Raw genomic sequence first — 17807 nt, forward strand, 5'->3', positions numbered from 1 at the left:
TCATGCATCACGCGATCCGCAAGGCGCGGACGAGCGACATCCCGGCGTTGGCCCGTATCCGGGCGGCTGTCCGGGAGAACGTCCTGTCCGACCCGTCCAAGGTGCCGACGACGGCCTATCAGACATTCATTGACCGCTCTGCCATCTGGGTTTGGGAAGAAGATGGCCGCGTTTTGGGCTTCTGCGCGGCCGACCCTGGCGATGGCACCATCTGGGCGTTGTTCGTCGACCCGGCCGAGGAGGGGCGTGGCATCGCACGTCACCTTCTTCCCTGCGCGCTGGAAGATCTCAAACGCGCGGGCTGGACCGAGGCGCACCTGATGACGGATGTGGGTTCGCGGGCGGAACGCTTTTACGCGACGGGCGGCTGGACCGCGGTGGGACTGTCGCAACCCGGCGTGTGCCTCTTTCGCAAGGCATTGCGATGAACGGATCCGGCGCGCCGCCCCGATCGGGGTGGGCGAACATGGTTTCCGAACTGCATGTCGCTGACCTCGACGCGAGCCTGTCGTTCTGGTGCGGCATACTCGGTTTCGCGATCGCCTATCAGCGCTCGGCGGAGCGCTTCGCGTATCTCGAGCATCCCGAAGGCCACCAGATCATGCTGTGTCAGCGCCACGGCCGGTTCGAGACGGGTCCGATGACCTATCCCCTCGGTCAGGGCGTGATGTTCCAGATCTACCTGGCCAGTATCGAGGCACCGCTTGCTGCGATCGCCGACCGCGCGTGGCCGCTCTACCAGCAGCCAGGAGAGGTCTGGCGCCGCACCGGCGATTGCGAGAGCGGGCAGCGCGAGTTCTTCGTGCAGGATCCCGACGGCTACCTGATCATGGTCGCGGAGAAGATCGGCGAACGTCCCCTGGCCGCAGGCTGAGGCGGCGCCGCGGTACAGGCTTGGGTCGACGATATCGCCGCGCTACAGTCGCACTCTTCTCATCATCAGGACTCTCGACCCATGATCCGTTCGTATCTCTTCGTACCCGGCGACGATCACCGCAAGCTTGACCGGTCGACGCAGTCGCCGGCCGACGCGCTGATCTACGACCTGGAGGATGCGGTCGGGCCGGACAAGAAGGAGGCGGCGCGCGGCATCGTGCGCGATCACCTCAAAGCGCACGGCGCGGCCGCACATTTCAAGGTCGTACGGGTCAACAGCTTCGCGACCGGACTCACGGCGGGCGACCTCGCGGTGGTGATGCAGGCGGCGCCGGACGCGATCCTGCTGCCCAAATGCGAAGGGCAGGGCGAGCTCGATCGGCTGGGAACGATGCTGGAGGTGATGGAGGCGCGCGAGGGCATTGCGGCCGGCGGCACGAAGATCCTGGCGCTGGTCACCGAGACGGCGTCGGCCGTGCTCGCGGCATCGTCGGCGCGCGTGTCGCATCTGCGCCTGATGGCGCTGACCTGGGGCGGCGAGGACCTGTCGGCCGATGTCGGCGCCACGGCCAAGTATGGGCCCGATGGCTCACTGGACGATACATTCCGCTACGCGCGCGCCGTCTGCCTGCTGGCCGCCAGCGCCGCCGGCGTCACGCCGCTGGACACCGTCTATCCCGATTTCCGCGATGCCCAGGGGTTCGAGGCCGAGTGTGTCACGGCCAAGCGCATGGGCTTTCTCGCCAAGGCCGCCATCCATCCCAGCCAGGTCGACATCATCAACCGCGTCTTCAGCCCCTCGGACGCCGAACTCGACTGGGCGCGCAAGGTCGTGGCTGCGTTCGCGGCGTCGGGCAACAGCGGCGTCACGCAGATGAATGGCAAGATGCTCGACAAGCCGCACCTTCGTCTGGCGCAACGCCTGCTGGGGAGCTGAGTCTCTTGCCGGGAGCGCGCCACTGGAGTGGCGCGCTCCCGGCTAAAGCTACCGCGCCTGCATGCGGGCGCCGGCGTCGACGCTGATGGTCGTCGCGTTGAGGTAGGTGTTCTCGGCGATGTGCCGTACCAGCGCCGCGAACTCGTCGGGCCGGCCCATGCGGTTGGGATAGAGGATCATGCGGTCGACGATGGACTGCGAGACCTTGGGCGGCAGGCCGGCCACCATTGCCGTGTCGAACAGCCCGGGTGCGATCGACACCACGCGGATGCCGTGCTCGGCCAGATCGCGCGCTACCGGCAGGGTCAATCCCATTACGCCGGCCTTGCTGGCGGCATAGGCGGCCTGGCCGACCTGACCCTGCCAGGCGGCGCCCGACGAGGTGTTGATGATCACGCCGCGCTCGCCGGTCTCGTCGTCGGGCGCATTGGCCAGCATCGCCAGCGCCGCGAAGCGGATGACGTTGAAGGTGCCGGTCAGATTGACGCCGATGACCTTGTTCCAGATCGCCATTGGGAAGGGCTCGCCCTTGGACACGGTCTTTGCCGAATCGGGGACGCCGGCGCAGTTGACCGCGACATGCACGGCGCCGAAGGCGGCGAGTGCCTGCTCGATACCGGCCTTCACGCTCGCCTCGTCGGCAACGTCGACAACGCAGGTCACCGCGCGCTCGCCCAGCGCCTTGCGCAGGTCCGCCAGGCGCGCCGCATCGCGGTCGAAGCCGACAATCCGGGCCCCGGCGTCGGCCAATGCCCGGCACGATCCGAAACCCAGTCCCGAAGCGGCGCCCGTGACGACCGCGACCTTGTCTTTCAGCTGCATTGAAGCCCTCTCAATCAGACAACGTCATCCCGAGCGGCAGCGAGGGATCTCCTGCGCGTGAGCTATGGTGCGCCACTCACAGGAGATCCCTCGCTACGCTCGGGATGACAGGGATACGCTCGGAACGACAGAGAAGGTCACCGGCCCAGAATGGTGACGCACGCCACGGCTTCCTCGATGCCGTGCAGGCCGCCGCCGTTCTCGGCCAGCGCGATGCGCGCACCCTCGACCTGGCGCGCGCCGGCTTCGCCGCGCAGCTGCGTCACCAGCTCGTGGATCTGGCCGATGCCCGTGGCGCCGACGGGATGGCCCTTCGATTCGAGGCCGCCGGAGGGGTTCACCGGGATGCGACCGCCGATCGTCGTCTCGCCACGCTCGGAAATCGCGCCGCCGTCGCCGAAGGCGCAGAAACCGAGATTCTCGATCTGGATGACCTCGCCCATGGCGGTGGCGTCGTGCACCTCGGCGACCGAGATGTCGGTGGGTCCCACGCCGGCCTTGTCGTAGGCGCGCCGGGCGGCGCGCGCCGTGCAGTGCTTCTCGACCTCCGACGGATCGCGGTCGCTGCCGGTCTGCACGACGCAGGCCATGACGCGAATGGCGCGGCGCTCGTCGATGCCGAGCTTCTTCAGCCCGCTCCGGGTGGCGACGACGGCGGCCGCGGCGCCATCGGAGATCGGCGAGCACATCGGCAGGGTCAGCGGGTAGGTGATCGGCGGCGCCTTGAGAACATCCTCGACGCTGTAGGCGTCGCGGAACTGCGACAGCGGATTCTCGACCGAGTGCCGGTGGTTCTTGGCCGCGACGGCGGCGAGCTGGCGCTGGGTGGTGCCGAAACGCTTCATGTGCTGGCGCGAAAAGGCGGCGTAGACGTCCATGAACACGCTGTAGGGCTTGTCCGACGTGGTGCCGGCCGGCACGTCGACACCTTCGCCGAGCTTCAGCAGGCGTTCGCGGATCTCGCCCTCGCGGCTCACGTCCCAGGCGCTGTCGAAGGATGCGAACATCAGCTTGCGGTCGGTGGAGAACATCTTCTCGGCGCCGAGCGCCAGGGCCACGTCGCCTTCACCGGCCTTGAGGAAGGTGACGGCGAGGCTGAAGGCCGTGGAACCGCTGGCGCAGGCGTTCTCGACGTTCACCACCGGGATGCCGCCGATGCCCATCGAGCGCAGCGCGATTTCGCCGCGGATCATGTGCTGGCGCTCCATGTGGCCCTGCGAGGCATTGCCGAAGAAGGCGGCCTCGACCGCCGACCTGTCGACGCCGGCATCGGTCAGTGCCGCATCGACGGCGTTCTTCGACAGGGTCTTCATGTCGCTGTCGAGCATGCGACCGAACGGCGTCATGCCGACGCCGACCACGTAGATGTCTTCCATCATATCCTCCCTCAGCCCTTCGTCCCGGCGCGGGATGTCAGGATTTCCTCGGTGTGCTCGCCCAACCCCGGCACGTCGCGGCGCGGGCCGGGACGCTCGCCGGAGAACACCAGCGGCTGGGCGACATGCCAGCGCGGCGCGGCGCCGCTACCCGCAACGTTGTGGAACATGCCGCGCTCGCGGAAATGCGGATCGGCCGCGGTCTCGGCCAGCGTGTTCACCGGCCCCCATGGAATGCCGGCTGCGTCGAGCCCGGCGCCCCAGGCGTCGCGATCGCGCGTCGCCATGATGCCGGCGATGCGCCGGGATAGCGTTGCCGTCTGCGCGACCCGCTCGTGTCGCGTCAACGCTGCGACGTCGTCCATGCCGACCAGCGCGCAGAACGGCCGCCAGAACCAGTCCTCATGCGCGATCGAGAGCGATAGCAGCTTGCCGTCGGCGCAGCGGAACAGACCGTAGGCCGGCTCGGCACCGATGTCGGCGATCGGCGCGCCGTTCAGCACCGGTCCGATCATCACCGACATCCAGGAGACCAGCCCGTCGGTCATCGAGACGTCGACATGCTTGCCGCGACCGGTGCGGGTGCGCTCGAACAGGGCGGCCAGGGTCCCCAGCGCCGCGAACATGCCGGACGACAGATCGCCGACGGCGACATCGCCCGGATGCGTCGTCGTGCTGGTCTCGGCTTGGCGGAACAGGAAGCCGGCAACGGCCTGGTAGGAGATGTCGTGCGCCGGCCGGTCACGATAGGGGCCGGTCTGCCCGAAGCCCGAGATCGAGACATAGACCAGCCGCGGGTTCAGCGCCGCCGTCGCCTCGTAGCCGAAGCCGAGGCGATCCATGGTGCCGGGACGAAAGCCCTCCATCAGCACGTCGGCGCTATTCACAAGGTCGCGCAGGGCCTGCCGGCCGGCATCGGTCTTCAGGTCCAGGGCCACCGAGCGCTTGTTGCGGTTCAGTGCTGCGTGAAAGGCGGGAAACTGCCGCGCCGGATCGCCGCCGCCCGGCCGCTCGACCAGGATCACGTCGGCACCGAGGTCGGCCAGCAGCAACGTGGCGTAGGGGCCAGGATACTGCTCCGCGAGACTGACGATCCTGATGCCGTCGAGGGACAGGCTCATCCCCGATACTCCTTGCACGACTTTCCAGACAGTCTAGGATATGACTCATAGAACAATCAGTTTACTCAAAAGTCAAATCTTGTGGAACCAAGGAGAACGCACGATGGCGGGAGCCGTTCTGTCTGAAGTCCGCGGCGGGGCGATGTGGATCACACTCAACCGCCCCGATGCCCTGAACGCCATCACCCCCGAGGTGGTGACCGGCATCAACGCGGCCCTGGAGCGCGCCGCCGCCGACAACACGGTGAAGGCCGTGGTGCTGACCGGCACCGGCCGTGCCTTCTGCGCCGGCGCCGACCTGAAATTCGTGCGCGGCCAGGTCGGCGGCGAGGGGGCAGTGGGCGGTTTCCTCAACAGCGTCCTTGCCATGATGGAGCGGCTGGAGACCTGCCCGCGGCCGGTGGTGGCGGCGCTGAACGGCATGGCGCTGGCCGGCGGGCTGGAACTGGTGCTGTGCTGCGACCTGGTGATCGCCGCCCGCTCGGCCAAGATCGGCGACGCGCACGCCAACTACGGCCTGCTGCCCGGCGGCGGCAGTTCGGTGCGCCTGCCGCGCAAGATCGGCCCGACCCGCGCCAAGTACCTGCTCTATACCGGCGAGTTCGTACCGGCCGCCGATCTGGTGGCGGCCGGCCTGGTCAACGAGGTGGTCGACGATGCCGATCTGGTGCCGGCGGTCGAACGCCTGGTCGCCAAGCTGGCGCCCAAGAGCCCGCTGGTGCTGCAGCGCATGAAGGCGCTGGTCGACGACGGCCTGCAGCAGCCCAGTGTCACGGCGCTGCGGCTGGAGATCCTGGCCAGCGAAGTCCACGCCCACAGCCACGACATGAAGGAAGGGCTGGCGGCGTTCGAGGAAAAGCGCAAGCCGAAGTTCATCGGACGTTAGCGCCCTACCTTCCCCCGCTTGCGGGGGAAGGTGCCCGAAGGGCGGATTGGGGGGGTGCTTTGGACACATCGGATGTTCAAATGTCACACCGACCATGGTGCAACAGCCCCCATCCGGCGCTGCGCGCCACCTTCCCCCGCAAGCGGGGGAAGGTATTCAGCCATCACCACTTGTTCAGCACCGGCACCGGTGCGTTCCGGGCGGCGGCGACGTACTTGCCGTCCTTGATCGTGCCGATGCCCGCCGACAGGCCGGCAATCGGGAACGGCGCCTCCTTGGTGAAGGTCAGGTCCGAGAAGGTGCCGAAGATCTGCTCGGACGGGATCGGCATGGTGAGCATCGTCTCGCGGATGGCCTCGCCGGTGACCTTGCCGGCGCCGACCCGCTTGGCCGTCGCCTCGACGGCGCGCAGCGCCACCAGCACCTGGCCCATGCCCTGAATGGTCGTCACCGACCACTGCACCTTCATATTGTGCTTGCTGCTGAGCATCTCGAAGAAGGTGCGGGCGGGCGTCTTCTCGTCGGTTGGCACCGACATGGCGTAGACCTCGAAGTCGCCTTCCATCTGCTTGATGTCGCCCACGGCGCGGCCCGAATCGAACATGCCGTTGTGCGAGCTCATCAGGATGGGCACTTTCTTGCCCAGCGCCTGCATGGCCCGCTTGGCGGCGACCACGGCGGCGGTGTTGGTCTGGATCGAGATCACCTCGGCGCCCTTGCGCAGGACGCGGCTGACCTGGGTCGTGAGGTCGGTGGGTTGCACCTCGGTGAACACCGACTCGACCACCTCGAGCTTATCGGGGTGGTCCTTGGCGTACTTCTCGATGCCCTTCTGCTGGTCGATGTAGGCGGGCGAGGCTTCCGAGGAGATGATGGCAACCTTCAGCGGTCCGCTGCCGCCGCGTTTGTCACGGAACCAGTTGAAGAAGGCGACGGCCTCGTGGGAGTAGGACGGGCGTGGGTTGAAGATCCAGGGATCGGGCTTCCAGGCAAAGCCGTAGCCTGCCGTCGACATGATCATCGGCGTCTTGTCGCCGGGCAGGCGGCCTTGCAGCGCCGCGACGTCCGGCCCACCCAGCCCCAGCACCAGCACGGGATTGAGCTCGGCCTTGATGCCGGGCCACAGGCTCGCGACCTGGGCGGCGTCGTAACGATGGTCGTAATCCTTGAAGGCCAGCTTGACGCCGAGCTTCTGGCCGACCTCGGCATTCCACCATTCCACGATGGGACGGCGCGAGCCGATGATGTCCTTCATCACGTCGGCGTAGGGGCCGGTGAAATCGGCCATCGAGGCCATGTTGTAGGTGGTCTGGGCGCTGGCCGGGGACAACGCAGTCGCGGCCACGACCGCCGCGGCGATTGCGGCGCGTCTCACGATACGCATGATTTCCTCCCATTCGCTTTGTTTGTGCGGGAACGCTACGCCGTTCGTTCACAAGACAAACACAGAGATGCAGAGGCAATCCATAGTCGGTTATGAGATCTGCCATCCCGAGCGCAGGATGACGGAGAGCCCATGCGCGACGCTTCCGTCCTTGTTCTAGCCCAGCCAGCGCTTGCGGCGGCGGTAGTGCTTGATGTCGCGGTAGCTCTTGCGCTCGCCCTCGAGGTTGAGGCCGAGATAGAATTCGCGCACGTCCTCGTTGGAGCGCAGGTCGCCGGCGGCGCCCTCCAGCACGATGCGGCCGTTCTCCATGACATAGCCGTAGTCGGCGATGTCGAGCGCCACGCGCGTGTTCTGCTCGACGATCAGCAGGGTCACGCCCGACGCCTTGAGGCTGCTCAGCAGGGCGAAGACCTCGTCGACCATCAGCGGCGCCAGGCCCAGCGACGGTTCGTCGATCATGATCAGCTTGGGCTTGGCCATCATGGCGCGGCCGATCACCAGCAGCTGCTGCTCGCCGCCGGAGAGGTAGCCCGACGTGCGGTCCTTCAGCGCCGCCAGCCGGCCGATGCGGCTGTAGACGTTGTCCAACCGCTCGCGCACGTCGCGCAGCGATGACGCCATGTGGCCGCCGACCACCAGATTCTGCTCGACCGTGAGGTGGCGCAGCACACGGCGGCCTTCCATGACGTGGATGATGCCGCACTTGACCACGGCAGCGGGATCCTCGTTGTCGATCCGCCTGCCGCCGAAGGTGATCGTGCCCGATGTGACACGGCCGTCCTCGGTCTTCACGACGTTGGAGATCGCCTTCAACGTGGTCGACTTGCCGGCGCCGTTGCCGCCCAGCAGGGTGACGCACTTGCCGTCGGGCACGTTGAGCGAGATGCCCTTCACGGCCAGGATCACATCGCTGTAGATCACTTCGACGTTGGTCAGTTCGAGCACGATGGTCTCCGGGATGGCTTCATGATCTTGCCTGGGAGCGCGGGCCTCTGGCCCGCATCACGGCGAATGCTACGCTTCGCCTGACATGAGCGGGCGGGACGCCCGCGCTCCCAGGCAGTTTCAGCTCACCACTTGTTGACGGTCGGAACCGGCACGTCCTTGGCCGCGGCGGCATATTTGCCGTCCTTGATCGTGCCGATGCTGACCGTGAGGCCCGACACCGGGAACGGTGCATCCTTGGTGAAGGTCAGGCCGGGCAGGATGGTGAACATCTGGTCGGCCGGGATCGGCGTGGCCAGCACCGTCTCGCGGATGGCCTCGCCGGTGATCTTGTCGGCACCGACGCGCTTGGCCGTCGCCTCGATCGCGCGCAGCGCCACCACGGTCTGGCCCAGGCCCTGCACGGCCGTCACGGTCCACTGCGCCTTCATGCCGTGCTTGGCGGCCAGCATGTCGAAGAAGGCGCGCGCCGGGGTCTTCTCGTCGGTCGGCACCGACATGGCGTAGACCTCGAAATCGCCTTCCATCTGCTTGATGTCGCCCAGCGCGCGGCCCGAATCGAGCACGCCGTTGTGCGAGCTCATCAGCACCGGCACGTTCTTGCCCAGTGCCTGCAGCGCCCGCTTGACGGCGACCACGGCTGCGGTGTTGGTCTGGATCGAGATCACCTCGGCGCCCTTGCGCACGAGGCGGTTGACCTGGGTGGTGAGATCGGTGGGTTGCACCTCGGTGAACACCGACTCGACCACCTCGAGCTTGTCGGGATTCTCCTTGGCGTACTTCTCGATGCCCTTCTGCTGGTCGATGTAGGCCGGCGAGGCTTCCGAGGAGATGATGGCGATCTTCAGCGGTCCGCTGCCGCCGCGCTTGGCGCGGAACCAGTTGAAGAAGGCGACGGCCTCGTGCGAGTAGGTCGGCCGCTGGTTGAAGATCCAGGGATCGGGTTTCCAGGCGAAGCCGTAGCCGGCGGTCGCCATGAACATCGGGACCTTGTCGCCGGGCAGGCGGCCCTGCAGCGCCGCGACGTCGGGGCCGCCCAGGCCCAGCACGGCGACGGGATTGAGCTCGGCCTTGATGCCGGGCCACAGGCTTGCGACCTGGGCGGCGTCGTAGCGGTGATCGTAGTCCTTGAAGGCAACCTTGACGCCGAGCTTCTGGCCGACCTCGGCATTCCACCACTCGATGGTGGGGCGGCGCGAGCCCAGCAGGTCCTTCATCACGTCGGCGTAGGGGCCGGTGAAATCGGCCATCGAGGCGATGTTGTAGGTGGTCTGGGCGCCGGCCGGGGCCGACAGGAGACCCAGCGCCACCGCCGCCGCGGCAATCGGGGCACACTTGAAGACGGACATGCGTACACTCTCTCCGATTTTCAGTAAGGGAAAGGCCAGAGGCGATAGGATCGCTTCATGATGGTCCAGCGGTGCATCAGGCCGCGCGGCTCGAAGATCAGGAAGGCCGCGATGATGCCGCCCAGGAACACATTCATCGTCGCGAACACGACGTCGCCGCCGAGGGTCGGGAACTGGTGCACCAGGCTGGGCCCCAGGGTCACGAAGCCCTCGCGGATCGCCGTGATGATGAACACGCCGATCAGGGCGCCGGTCACCGAGCCCATGCCGCCGACGATGATCATGGCGATGAACCAGATCGAGTGGAACAGCGTGAACTGGTCGACGGCGACGAAGCGCACGTAATAGGCCCACAGGCCGCCGCCGATGCCGGCGTAGAAGGCGCCGATCAGGAACGCCGTCGCCTTGGTGCGCACCACGTTGATGCCCATCATGCCCGAGGCGACGTCGTCATCGCGCACGGCAATGAAGGCGCGGCCGTGGTTGCTGCGCACGATGCCGTAGGCACCGAAGGCCATGATGATGGCGACGACCAGGCACAGATAGTAGATCGACCGGTCGGTGGCGAAGGCGAAGCCGAACAGCGATGCCGGTTCCAGCGTCAAGCCGTTGGAGGCGCCGAACCACGACGACGGCAGGTTCAGGATCAGGAAATGGAAGAGGGCCTGTGCCGCGATCGTGGTCAGCGCCAGATAGAAGCCCTTGATGCGCACCGCCGACAGGCCGAAGACGAACCCGAACACGGCCGCCGCCGCCCCGCCCAGCGGGATGCTGAGCCAGAACGGCAGGCCAGCCTTGGTGGCCAGCACGCCGGTGGCATAGGCGCCGACGCCCATGAACGCCGCCTGGCCCAGGTTGACCTGCCCGGCATAGCCGGTGTTGATCTGCAGGCCGATCACGACCACGGCCGAGATCAGCATGGCGGTGGAGATCGCGACCAGCCGCGGTCCGACGACATAGGGCAGCAGGAACAGCAGGGCGATGAAGATCGCGAACGCGATCCACTGCTTCTGCGTGCGGATCAGCGCCTGGTCGCGGGCGAAGCTGGTGGCGAAGACGCCGGCGGGATCCATGCCTCAGACCCTCTCGATGGTCTTCCAGCCGAACATGCCCGTCGGTCGCACGAACAGGATGAACAGCATGATGACGAAGGGAAAAACGGTGCCGACGGCGCCGCCCACGGCCGGATCGACGTAGGCGGTGACCAGGCCCTGGATGATGCCCACGATCAGGCCGGCCAGCAGCACGCCCGCGATCGACTCGAAGCCGGCCAGCAGTGCCACCGGCAGGGCGGCCAGCCCGATGTCGGAGGCGAGGAAGCTGAGCGACTTGCCGCTGAGATAGATAATGGCACCCAGGGTCGACAGCAGCGAACCCAGGATCCAGGCAAACGCGATCGAGCGCTTCACCGAGATGCCCAGCGACATTGCCACCTGGTGGTCTTCGGCCACCGCCGTCATGCGCAGGCCGGGGCGGGTGCGGTTGAAGAACCACGACAGGCCCAGTCCGACGATGATGGTGAGGATGGCGCCGAACAGCAGTGAGCGCGGGATCAGGATGTCGCCGAAGATCACCGGCTTCAGCGGGAAGATGATGGGGAACGGCCGCACCTGGGCGCCGAACAGCACCAGGATCAGGCCGCGGATCAGGATCAGCAGGCCGATGGTCACCATCACCATGGCGAACACCGACTCGCCCACCAGGCGCGAGAAGAAGATGCGCTCGATCAGCAGGCCGAACAGGGCGGCGGCCGCGAAGGCGAGCGGCAGGCCGATCACCAGCGGCAGGCCCATCGCCAGCACCATCCACCAGACGATGAAGCCGCCGAACACGACCAGTTCGCCCTGCGCGAAGTTGAACACCTTCGAGGCGCGGTAGATGACGACGAAGCCCATCGCCACCAGGGCATAGAGCAGCCCGACCAGGGCGCCGTTGATCAGGTAGTTCAGGAAATCGATCATCCGACTGCTCGCAGTTTCTCGGCCGCGGGTTGCGATCGTGCCGCGCCCGGGTCGACATCGTGGATGTCGACCCGGGCCACCAGCGCGCCGCGCCTGCCGTCCTGGTAGGTGACAGGGATCTCGACGGTGACCTTGTCGCCACCGCCGTACAGTCCATCGATCAGCGCCGCGTAGCGCTCGATCAGGAATTCGCGCCGCAGCTTGCGCGTGCGCGTGAGCTCCCCTTCGTCGGGGTCGAGCTCCTTGGGGAAATTGGCGAAGCGGCGCACGCGCGCCGGTTCGGGCAGGAATCGGTTGACCCGCGCGATCTCCTCGCGGATCAGCGCCGCCACCTCGGGCTTCTGCGACAGGTCGGTGAAGGTCGAGAAGGCGATGTTGCGGTCCTCGGCCCAGCGCGAGACGACGCTCATGTCGATGTTGATCAGGGCGCCGATATAGTCCCGCGACTCATCGCCCAGGGTCATGATGTCCTTGATGAACGGGCTGAAGCGCAGGCGCGTCTCGATGAACTGCGGCGGGAAGCGCTCGCCCGAACGCAGGGTGCGCAGATCGTCGATGCGCTCGAGGAAGACAAGTTCGCCGCTTTGCGTGATCGAGACGGCATCGCCGGTATGGTACCAGCCGTCGCTGATGCGCTCGGCGCTCTTGTCCGGCTTCTTGTAGTAGCCCTGGAAGAAGCTGCCGCCGCGCACCAGCAGTTCGCCGGCGTCGGAGAGCTTCCATTCCAGCTTGGCGCCCGCCTCGGGATGTACATCGAGCCAGTGGCCCACGGTCTCCAGGTCGTAGCGCTCGCCCTGGTGGATGGTGACGATGCCGATCTCGGTGGCGCCGTAGAGGTTGCGCAGCGGCACGCCGATGGCGTGGAACAGCCGGAACACGTCAGGCGCCATGGTCGAGCCGCCCGACAGCGCCACCTTGGCGCGCGTCAGCCCCAGCTTGTCGCGCAGCGGCTTCAGCACCAGCGCCTCGGCAAGCGGATAGGCGAGCTGCGCCGACAATGGCACCGGCTTGCCGTCCAGCCGGGCGACGTTGACCTTGCGGCCGATCTCGACGCCCCAGTTGTAGATGCGCTGGCGCAGTTTGCCGGCGTCGAGCATGCGCGCCTGGATCGTCGCCGCCAGGCTCTCCCACTGGCGCGGCGCGAACAGCAGCATCTCGACGGCGAGTTCCCGCAGGTTGCTCAGCACCTCTTCCGGGCCCTCGGGGAAGTTCACCACCAATGGCATGGTCATGCCGATGGTGATGCCGAACAGCTGTTCGGTGCCCCAGGCCGGCGCGATGTAGGTGAGGTACTCCATGCCGGGTTTGGCGCCCGTGGCGGTGATCAGGCGATGGGCGTTGTCGATGAGATAGCGGTGCGTGATCACCACGCCCTTGGGCCGCCCGGTGGTGCCCGAGGTGTAGGAGAGCACCGCGATGTCGTCGGGCTTGCCGGCCGCGACCAGGGTGGCGAACAGCCCGGGCTCGGCCGCGTGCCGCTGGCGCCCGTCGGCCTGGATCGCCTCGAACGTCGCCAGCATGTCCTGCCGGTACGACCACATGCCGGTGTCGTCCCAGTAGATGAGCCGACGCAGGGCCGGCACGCGCGGCAGCACGGCCAATCCCTTGTCGACCTGCTCCTGGTCCTGCGCCAGCAGGTACACGGCCTCGCTGTCGGTCAGCAGGTATTCGATCTCGTCCGCCGTGAGGTCGGGGTAGAGCGACACGGCCTTGCCGCCCAGGGCCAGGGCCGCGAACTCGGCCCAGAAATGCTCGGGCTCGTTCTCGCCGATGATGGCGACGGTCTCGCCCGGCTTCAGTCCGAGCGCGTGCAGGCCGAGCGCAAAGGCCCGCACGTTGTCCAGCACATCGGCGTAGGTGTATTCGCGCCAGATGCCGCGGTACTTGTGGCGTTGGACCAGACGGTCGGGGCTCTCGCCGGCACGCTCCAGCAGGAGCTGCGGCAGGGTGCGCATCGGCAGCATCAGCGGTCGCCCTCGCCGAGATAGGCTTTCAGTACGGCCGGATCGACCTGGATCTCCTTGGGTGTGCCTTCGGCGATCTTGCGCCCGAAGTCGAGCACCACGATACGGTCGGCCAGGTCCATCACCACGCCCATGTCGTGTTCGACCAGCACGACGGGGATGCCGCGCGCCTCGCGCACGTCGAGCACGAAGCGGGCGAGGTCTTCCTTCTCCTCGGTGTTCATGCCCGCCATCGGCTCGTCCATCAGCAGGATCTTGGGTTCCTGCGCCAGCGCCCGGCCGAGATCGACACGCTTGCGCAGGCCGTAGCCCAGGCTGCCCACCGGCTGGTGACGGATCGACTCGATCTCCAGCAGCTCGATGATTTCCTCGACAACCTCGCGGTGGCGAAACTCCTCGCGCCGGGCCGGGCCGAAGTGCAGGAAGGCGGCGGGAATCGAGCTCTTCATGTGGATGTGGCGGCCAACCATGATGTTCTCGATCACGGTCATGCCCGAGAAGATGTGCGTGCCCTGGAAGGTGCGTGTGAGGCCCAGGCGGGCGATGTCGTGCACGCTCTTGCCGGAGATCGTGGTGCCGTTGAAGCGCACCTCGCCCTTCTGCGGTCGGTAGAAGCCGCTGAGGCAGTTCATCAATGATGTCTTGCCAGCGCCGTTGGGACCGATGACCGCGACCAGCTCGTCGGCCCCGACGGTGACGGAGACGTCGTCGAGCGCGACCACGCCGCCGAAGGCCAGGCGGATCCCTTGCGCGGTGAGGACAGGTGCCGTCGCCCGCGCCGTGCCGGGCGTGGCGGCGGGACTCGTTGGCGCCACGGCGCTCACGATCCTTCCATCCTGCGGGAAGCAGTGTGCTTCATCGAACCCTCCCTTCCGCCGGCCGTCATGGCAGCTCGACGGCCTGTCACCCGGCGCGCCGTTGTCGACGTCGATTTTTTTACTAGTTGGCAGTATCCATTACTGATCGGTCAAATCCGGTCAAGTCGATTCCACGACGTTTTACCGTCGTTGCGCCGGCCGGAATTTCGATGTTCGAACGCGGACGCCGCGGCGTGCCTAGGCTCGTGCGCGCGCGCGTGCCGCCGGTCTGGCCGCCTGGGCCGACGAGATCGCCTTGTCGAGCAGATCGGCGAAGTGCTGCGCGATCTCCGCGCCCGGCTGCGGACCATCGGGTCTGAACCAGCGCGTCATCCAGTTGATGGCGCCCATGAAGAAGAACACCGTGAGCTTGGGATCGACGGACCTGATGCTGCCGTCGGCGATACCGTCGCTGACCAGGCGCCGGAAATGCCGGTCGAACTTGTCGCGGCGACGGGCGATGATCGTGCGGTTCTCCGCATCCAGCGCATCGAACTCGCCCAGCACCGCGAAGGAACCCATCTCGCCGGTGATCAACTCGATGTACTTCTGGGCCAGCAGCAGGATTTTCTCGCGACCGTTGCGGCCGTTCTGCTCGCTGTATTGCAGCGCCGTCTCGCCGAGATCCTGCGCCTGCATGTGGCACTCGAACAGGATTTCCTGCTTGTTCTTGACGTAGTAGTAGAGGGCGGCCTTGGTGACGCCGAGTGTCTTGGCGACGTCGTCGAGCGAGGTGTCGTGGTAGCCCTGGGCGCTGAAGGCGCGCCCCGCTTCGCGCAGCAACGCAGCCCGTTTCAGGGCAAACTGCTGATCGCGGCTGAGGACGACGTTTTTCCAGGCTGCTGAATGACGGCCACGCTGCACGGAAGACCTCTCGAATGCCGGCAACTAGGTATCGTCTTTTGACGATACGGTCAAATTTACCCATGTCTTCGTCGCTTTTCTAACCGTGAGTCAATTACGTCACAGGTTACGGGAGATGATCAGCTTCTGGATGTCGCTGGTGCCTTCGTAGATCTTGCAGACGCGCACATCACGGCAGTAGCGCTCGGCCGGGAAGTCACGCAGGTAGCCGTAGCCGCCATGCACCTGCAGCGCCTCCGAACACACGCGCTCGGCCATTTCGCTGGCATAGAGCTTGGCGATGGCGGCCTCCTTGAAGCAGGGGACGCCGGCCTCCTGCAACCGGGCGGCGTGCAGGGTATATTGCCGCGCGACATCGACCTGCATGGCCATCTCGGCCAGTCGGAAGGCCACGGCCTGCAATTCAATGATCGGACGGCCATAGGCCTCGCGTTCGCGGGCGTAACGCGTGGCGGCTTCCAGTGCGGCGCGTGCGATGCCCACGGCCTGGGCCGCGATCGCGATGCGGCCCTCGGACAGGGCGGACATCACGGTGCCGTAGCCGCCGCCGACGCCGCCCAGCACGTTCTCTTCCGGTACCCGCAGATCCTCGAGCGCGATCTGCGCCACGTGCGCGGTGCGCTGGCCCATCTTGTCCTCGACCCGCGCCACCCGGTAGCCGGGAGCCTTGGGGTCGAGGATGAAGATCGTGAAACCACGCTTGTCGGCACCCTTGTCGGTCTGGGCGAGGACCAGGGCGGTGCCGGCCTCGCTGCCGTTGGAGATGAACTGCTTGGTGCCGCTGAGGACGAAGTCGCTGCCCTCGCGTCGGGCGCTGGCGCGGAAGGCGGCGGTGTCGGAACCGGCCTGCGGTTCGGTGAGCAGGAAGGCGCCGATGTTCTCGCCGCGCGCCATGGCCGGCAGGCAGCGCTGTCGCTGCGCCGTATTGCCGTGGCGTGCGATGCACAGCGCGCTGGTGTTGTGCACATGGGCGATGGTGCCGACGCCGCCGTCGGCCGCCGAGATCTCCTCCAGCACCAGGCAGTAGCCGACAAAGCCGATGTCGGCGCCGCCGTAGGTTTCGGGCAACAGCATGCCCATGAAGCCCAGGTCGGCCAGCGCCTTGAGCTCGGCTGTCGGCCAGGCCGCGTCGCGGTCGCGGTCGGCGGCCGTGGGCGCGATCACCTCGGTCGCCACCTGGCGGGCAAGGTCGCGTACCGCCACCTGCTGGTCGGTCAGCCCGAGTACCGTCGACATGCGCCCCTCCGATGTTAACCAGTGAATTTATTAATTGACGCTGAAGTTAAATACAGCAACCGGTCATGCTGTCAACCGCCGGCAATCGGAAATCCTTGGGATTTGCGGCCGGCCGTGCCACACCCCAGGGCGAGATCGAGACGTCGAAGGAGAGGGGGCATGATGCGATCTTCCGTAAGCCGGCGCCGGGCCATTGCAACAGCCGCGGCGGTGGCCCTGTCCCTGCCGGCGCGGGCGCAAGGCGCCTATCCCGATCGTCCTGTGAAATTCATCGTGCCGTTTCCGCCGGGTCAGGCTGCCGACACGTTCGGGCGGCTGATGGCCGAACGGCTGTCGGTGTTGTGGAAGCAGCAGGTGGTGGTTGAGAACAAGGGCGGCGGTGCCGGCATCCCGGCGTTGGAAGGCGCCAAGAATGCACCACCCGACGGCTACACGCTGCTGGTCGGCACCAGCGGTACGCTCGGCATCAATCCCGGCCTCTATGCCGGCAAGCTGCCTTACGATGCGGTCAACGATTTCGCGCCGTGTTCCAACATCTTCCTGGTGCCGCTGATGATCACGGCGCACCCGTCGCTGCCGGTCAGCACCCTGGCCGAGTTGATCGCGCTGGCCAAGAAGGAACCGGGCCAGCTTGGCTATGGCTCGCCCGGTGTCGGCAGCTCGCAGCACCTGTCGATGGAGCTGTTCAAGTACAAGGCCGCCGTCGATATCCGGAACATTCCGTACAAGGGCAGCGGCCCGGCCGTGTCGGACCTGCTGGGGGGTCACATCAAGCTGATGATGGACAGCGTCACCTCGGCGTTGCCGCATGTGCGGGACGGTCGCATCAAGGCGATCGCCGTGACGACGGCCAAGCGTGTGCCGCAGCTGCCCGACGTGCCGGCGATCGGCGAAGTCGTCCCGGGCTTCGATGCCGCCGGCTGGTCCGGGATCGTGGCGCCCGCCAAGACGCCCCGCGCCATTGTCGAGAAGATCAGCGCCGACATGCGGGCGCAGATCGCCCTGCCTGAGGTGTCACAGCGCATCATCGAGCTGGGCGGCATCCCGGATTCCAATACGCCCGAGCAGTATCACGCCTTCATCAAGGCCGAGGTCGCCAAGTGGACCGAGGTCGTGCGCATCTCGGGCGCCAAGGTGGACTAGCGGCCGCAATCAATGCTCCTGGGAGCGCGGGCGTCCCGCCCGCTCATGTCATATCGGGGCGAAAGCTTTTGCTTTCACCTTGA

At 66.7% G+C, this 17807-nt stretch carries 17 protein-coding genes; 5 read left to right on the forward strand and 12 right to left on the reverse strand.

Features of this window, described 5'->3' with window-relative positions:
• The first annotated feature begins 2 nt into the window (after positions 1-2).
• The 3 genes from FQU96_RS18425 (at position 3) to FQU96_RS18435 (ending at position 1813) form a co-directional block, all read left to right on the forward strand.
• Positions 3-428, forward strand: coding sequence for a GNAT family N-acetyltransferase (locus FQU96_RS18425; RefSeq protein WP_146542789.1), 426 nt, complete (start codon positions 3-5; stop codon positions 426-428).
• Entirely contained in the window at positions 425-874 is a 450-nt protein-coding gene (locus FQU96_RS18430) for a VOC family protein (RefSeq protein WP_146542790.1), read from the forward strand. Before FQU96_RS18425 ends, FQU96_RS18430 begins: the two co-directional genes overlap by 4 nt.
• Before the next feature lie 81 nt (positions 875-955).
• Positions 956-1813, forward strand: coding sequence for a CoA ester lyase (locus FQU96_RS18435; protein ID WP_255468401.1), 858 nt, complete (start codon positions 956-958; stop codon positions 1811-1813).
• Positions 1814-1861: 48 nt separating this feature from the next.
• Here the strand turns inward: FQU96_RS18435 and FQU96_RS18440 are convergent, their stop codons facing one another.
• The 3 genes from FQU96_RS18440 to FQU96_RS18450 all read right to left on the reverse strand — a co-directional run bounded on the left by FQU96_RS18440 (position 1862) and on the right by FQU96_RS18450 (position 5132).
• Positions 1862-2635, reverse strand: a complete 774-nt coding sequence (locus FQU96_RS18440; RefSeq protein WP_146542791.1) for an SDR family NAD(P)-dependent oxidoreductase — start codon at positions 2633-2635, stop codon at positions 1862-1864.
• Positions 2636-2772: 137 nt separating this feature from the next.
• Entirely contained in the window at positions 2773-4011 is a 1239-nt protein-coding gene (locus FQU96_RS18445; protein WP_146542792.1) for a thiolase family protein, read from the reverse strand.
• Between the two features lie 11 nt (positions 4012-4022).
• Entirely contained in the window at positions 4023-5132 is a 1110-nt protein-coding gene (locus FQU96_RS18450; RefSeq protein WP_146542793.1) for a CaiB/BaiF CoA-transferase family protein, read from the reverse strand.
• 103 nt (positions 5133-5235) lie between these two features.
• Here FQU96_RS18450 and FQU96_RS18455 point away from each other — a divergent pair, with 103 nt between their 5' ends.
• Entirely contained in the window at positions 5236-6018 is a 783-nt protein-coding gene (locus tag FQU96_RS18455; RefSeq protein ID WP_146542794.1) for an enoyl-CoA hydratase/isomerase family protein, read from the forward strand.
• A gap of 163 nt (positions 6019-6181) precedes the next feature.
• On the opposite strand, the gene FQU96_RS18460 is transcribed toward FQU96_RS18455, so the two are convergent.
• The 9 genes from FQU96_RS18460 to FQU96_RS18500 form a co-directional block, all read right to left on the reverse strand.
• A complete protein-coding gene (locus tag FQU96_RS18460; RefSeq protein WP_146542795.1) occupies positions 6182-7402 on the reverse strand; it encodes an ABC transporter substrate-binding protein in 1221 nt (406 codons plus the stop codon).
• A 156-nt stretch (positions 7403-7558) separates the two neighbouring features.
• Positions 7559-8350, reverse strand: coding sequence for an ABC transporter ATP-binding protein (locus FQU96_RS18465; protein ID WP_146542796.1), 792 nt, complete (start codon positions 8348-8350; stop codon positions 7559-7561).
• Positions 8351-8475: 125 nt separating this feature from the next.
• The gene (locus tag FQU96_RS18470; protein WP_146542797.1) at positions 8476-9699 is read right to left on the reverse strand and encodes an ABC transporter substrate-binding protein; all 1224 of its coding nucleotides are present in this window, start codon (positions 9697-9699) and stop codon (positions 8476-8478) included.
• Between the two features lie 20 nt (positions 9700-9719).
• The gene (locus FQU96_RS18475) at positions 9720-10772 is read right to left on the reverse strand and encodes a branched-chain amino acid ABC transporter permease (protein ID WP_146542798.1); all 1053 of its coding nucleotides are present in this window, start codon (positions 10770-10772) and stop codon (positions 9720-9722) included.
• A 3-nt stretch (positions 10773-10775) separates the two neighbouring features.
• Entirely contained in the window at positions 10776-11660 is an 885-nt protein-coding gene (locus FQU96_RS18480; RefSeq protein ID WP_146542799.1) for a branched-chain amino acid ABC transporter permease, read from the reverse strand.
• Complete coding sequence (locus FQU96_RS18485; protein ID WP_146542800.1) at positions 11657-13624, reverse strand: long-chain fatty acid--CoA ligase; 1968 nt, start codon at positions 13622-13624, stop codon at positions 11657-11659. Before FQU96_RS18485 ends, FQU96_RS18480 begins: the two co-directional genes overlap by 4 nt.
• A complete protein-coding gene (locus FQU96_RS18490) occupies positions 13624-14448 on the reverse strand; it encodes an ABC transporter ATP-binding protein (protein WP_218574764.1) in 825 nt (274 codons plus the stop codon). The genes FQU96_RS18485 and FQU96_RS18490 overlap by 1 nt, the downstream gene beginning before the upstream one ends.
• A 231-nt stretch (positions 14449-14679) precedes the next feature.
• Complete coding sequence (locus FQU96_RS18495; RefSeq protein ID WP_178130576.1) at positions 14680-15345, reverse strand: TetR/AcrR family transcriptional regulator; 666 nt, start codon at positions 15343-15345, stop codon at positions 14680-14682.
• Positions 15346-15444: 99 nt separating this feature from the next.
• Positions 15445-16581 carry an acyl-CoA dehydrogenase family protein gene (locus FQU96_RS18500; protein ID WP_146542802.1) on the reverse strand — a complete coding sequence of 379 codons (1137 nt, stop codon included), beginning with the start codon at positions 16579-16581 and terminating at the stop codon, positions 15445-15447.
• Positions 16582-16740: 159 nt separating this feature from the next.
• Here FQU96_RS18500 and FQU96_RS18505 point away from each other — a divergent pair, with 159 nt between their 5' ends.
• Entirely contained in the window at positions 16741-17724 is a 984-nt protein-coding gene (locus tag FQU96_RS18505) for a tripartite tricarboxylate transporter substrate binding protein (protein ID WP_218574765.1), read from the forward strand.
• Positions 17725-17807 lie beyond the last annotated feature (83 nt).

The organism is Reyranella sp. CPCC 100927 (genome assembly GCF_007859315.1).
Classification (GTDB): Bacteria; Pseudomonadota; Alphaproteobacteria; order Reyranellales; family Reyranellaceae; genus Vineibacter.